This is a genomic window from Rothia sp. HMSC071F11 (assembly GCF_001809115.1).
Taxonomy (GTDB): Bacteria; Actinomycetota; Actinomycetes; order Actinomycetales; family Micrococcaceae; genus Rothia; species Rothia dentocariosa.
Map to the genome: position 1 here is coordinate 178,031 of NZ_KV795730.1, position 3,153 is coordinate 181,183.

A 3,153-nucleotide genomic window follows, 5' to 3' on the forward strand; every position below is an offset into this window, starting at 1 on the left:
AGGGGTATCGCACACCTTTACCTGCAATCATCACATTCTCTGCACCCATCAGTTCCTCAAGCTGTGGAATATATGAGGTGGGAAGACCAACACCATACCCCACTACCACAGGATACTGCTCGTAAATATACCCACGAAGATCAGAATAGTAGTAGCTCATACGTTCAGCTAATTGAAGCGCATACTCCGGGGCATAAAAAGGCGAACACTCTTCCCGTACGATAAAGAGATCTTCACAGTTCTCATAGAATACAAAAAGACCCTGACGCATATCATTCCAATCAGCTTCCTCAACAGCATCTTTAACCCAAAACCCATTCACCCGCTGATCCGGCGCAATATTAAACCCAAGCGCTCGTAAAAGCCTGCGCCCAAGTTCGTGCGAGGTATCCACACCAGCACAATCCACTTCAGCGATATACCACCCCTGCTGCTGCAAACGAGGCTTCATGATTTTCTCCCAGTACCCGCTCTCCTGAGTGAACACCGGAACAATGAACGCATCTTTATATTCACATTTGTATGTCATCACCTTATCCTTAGATGATTCGGATAAAGATTTCGTACTGATTCTTCAGCCGTCGCTGTCATCTCAAGCTAGACCCGTCTATTTCAGCCTTATATAGACTAGGTCTAAGTTCTCTTCAGTAGACGGTATACCTGACGACCTATTCTGATGGCTACTCAACCATATGAGTCATCCCCGAGCGCACAACCTCAGTCATACCAGCCTTATCCACCGAATCCATCACCGAACACAACACAGCCGATAACAACCGCGACTCAGCATAAGAACTAAACCGGTACTGCTGCAGGCTAGGTTCTTTACCCTGCGCCAACTTCTTATGGTAGTTCCGAAATCCTCAAAAGGACTAGGTATATAGGACGCAAAAACCCAGCTTGAACCTCAAGACGGCTATTCTTCCACAGGATATCCTGCATCACCCGTAAACGCGGGACTCTCCGGGTACCTTTCAGGATCAAAAATCCACTCCCCCCGCTCATCACACCGAGGAGCCGGGAACCCCTGAGGGAAATATTTTTTCTTCCGCTCCTCATGCCAAGTCCACGGATACTCCACCACCTCCGGGCCAGCAATGAGGATCTCGTTATTTCCTGTAAAGAACTGCTCCACACGCGGCAAAGAAGCCCGGCTCACCCCGAACCCGTAGCCTAGAGTCACCTCATAATCATCCCCAGACCGAGGATATGGGCTAGGACGCATAGGATAGTTCAGACGCATTGAGTCAATGATATTTACGGCATAGATAGCGTAACTATCGTTCCCTAAACGGTCCGCCATCGACAGTACGTCCTCAAAGTTTTTATAGTACACAAACAGTCCCTGACGCAGATCAAGCCAATCGACTGCAGTAGCGTATTCATAAGCCCACTCTGTATCGAACTCATGCAAGAAAGAGTCCCAGTCGAAATCCAGGGCTGTTAAAAAACGACGCCCAAAGTCCCGGGCATCTACCACCCCAGCACAGTCAACCTCTGCGATATACCACCCTTCACGCTCAAGATAGGGCTTCATACAATTCTGCCAATACCCATCTTCCTCAATGAAGATCGGGGCAATAAAAGGTTTTGAAAGATTATGTTCATACGGCATAAGCTTTTTCCTTTCAGATTTAGTCAATAAGACGAATAAAAGTTAGATAATGACCTGGACTACGGTCCGTATTCTTTGTTTATGTTAACTTTCAGATGTTCTTATCTTGTACATCGTTTGTTATCGGTGTAGGTGGTACTTTCAGGGTACTCATCGGGGTCAGTTATCCAGATACCATTCTTGTCATACAACGGATCTGGATAACCACTAGGGAAATATTTCTTCTTCCGCTCCTCCTGCTGAAACCAAGGATACACAGCATTGGGACCAGCACAGATCGTCTGATGACCTTCAAAATACTCCTCAACGCGAGGGAGAAAATCTTTCGACACCTCAAACCCATACCCAAAAAGAACCTCATACCCTTCATGACCGGCAGGCCGCATAGGGTAATGAAGCTGCATCGAATCAATGAGACGTACTACATAGTTCGCATAACTGTCACCCCCCCAGATAATCGGCCATCTTTAGAACATCTTCAAAATATTTAAGATAAACAAACAGTCCTTGGCGCATATCTAGCCAGTCGATTTCAGTAGCAAGTTCTTCAGCCCAGTATGAGTCAAATTCACCACTAATTTCATTCTCCCAATCAAGTCGGATCGCTTCCATAAGTCGATACCCAAAATCCCTAGTACCTTGCACTCCTGCGCAATCGACCTCCACAACACACCATCCTTCTTTCTCGAGGTAAGGGCGCATATAATCTTCCCAGTATCGATCTTCTGCAAGAAACAAGGGCGCGATGAATTTTTTAGAAGACCCTGCTTGTCTATAAGCCATTTTCTACCTCTTTTTGAGCGCAATTCGACGAGAAAACTAACTTGTATTATTCAGAAGAACCCTCCTCACCACTGCCGCCGGTATAGGATGTGCTCTCGGGGTACTCATCAGGATCATTAATCCAGTCATCTCCATCTTCATAAAGAGGATCCGGAAAACCATTCGGGAAAAACAGTTTCTTAAACCTTTCCACCCGTGACCAAGGATACTTGGCCCCGTCAGCAGCGACCACGATGCTATCGTTGAAAAACTCTTTCACCCGCGGCAAGCTTTCCCGTGAAATATCAAAACCATACCCAACCAAAACTTCATACAGACCGCTGCCGTGTAATTGGCGAGTGGCGTAATATACTTCCATTTCTTCCAGAATATTTACGCATAAGCTCACGTCCTCGTCGTCCATCACGAAGAGGTCATCAAAATTCTTGTACAACACAAACAGCCCCTGGCGCATATCAAACCAGGTGATCAGACAGGCATCTTCCGAAGCCCAACGCAGGTTAAAATCATCCGGAATAGCATAGACACTCTCAATACTCTCAACCAGACGGTATGCAAAATCTAGTGTGGTTTTTACCCCGGCACAGTCAACAACAATAACCTTCCACCCCTCCGCTTCCAGATAAGGCAGCATATGGTTCTCCCAGTACCCATCTTCACGGATGAACAAAGGGGCAGTAAATTCCTCAGCAGACCGTACCTGCTTGTAAGCCATGGTTATTTTTCTCCCTTACTCTACTATCAGGATAAACGTG

At 46.5% G+C, this 3,153-nt stretch carries 5 protein-coding genes; all 5 read right to left on the reverse strand.

The window, feature by feature from the left end:
* A partial coding sequence (locus tag HMPREF2554_RS01745) for a hypothetical protein (RefSeq protein WP_070553720.1) occupies window positions 1-529 on the reverse strand: 529 nt, incomplete at its 3' end.
* A 151-nt stretch (window positions 530-680) separates the two neighbouring features.
* Window positions 681-839: a hypothetical protein gene (locus HMPREF2554_RS11530; protein WP_168160864.1), complete on the reverse strand. Its 159-nt coding sequence runs from the start codon at window positions 837-839 to the stop codon at window positions 681-683.
* A gap of 77 nt (window positions 840-916) precedes the next feature.
* Entirely contained in the window at window positions 917-1,615 is a 699-nt protein-coding gene (locus HMPREF2554_RS01750) for a hypothetical protein (RefSeq protein WP_070553723.1), read from the reverse strand.
* A 441-nt stretch (window positions 1,616-2,056) separates the two neighbouring features.
* Window positions 2,057-2,398 (reverse strand): hypothetical protein, encoded by a 342-nt coding sequence (locus HMPREF2554_RS11710; protein WP_246825967.1) that lies wholly within the window; start codon window positions 2,396-2,398, stop codon window positions 2,057-2,059.
* Between the two features lie 46 nt (window positions 2,399-2,444).
* Complete coding sequence (locus HMPREF2554_RS01760; RefSeq protein WP_070553725.1) at window positions 2,445-3,113, reverse strand: hypothetical protein; 669 nt, start codon at window positions 3,111-3,113, stop codon at window positions 2,445-2,447.
* Between the last annotated feature and the right edge of the window lie 40 nt (window positions 3,114-3,153).

What these genes read in the sequence shown, in the direction of transcription:
- HMPREF2554_RS01750 (WP_070553723.1), bottom strand. Translation starts at nt 1,615, where the DNA reads ATGCCGTATGAACATAATCTTTCAAAACCTTTTATTGCCCCGATCTTC.
- HMPREF2554_RS11710 (WP_246825967.1), bottom strand. Translation starts at nt 2,398, where the DNA reads ATGGCTTATAGACAAGCAGGGTCTTCTAAAAAATTCATCGCGCCCTTG.
- HMPREF2554_RS01760 (WP_070553725.1), bottom strand. Translation starts at nt 3,113, where the DNA reads ATGGCTTACAAGCAGGTACGGTCTGCTGAGGAATTTACTGCCCCTTTG.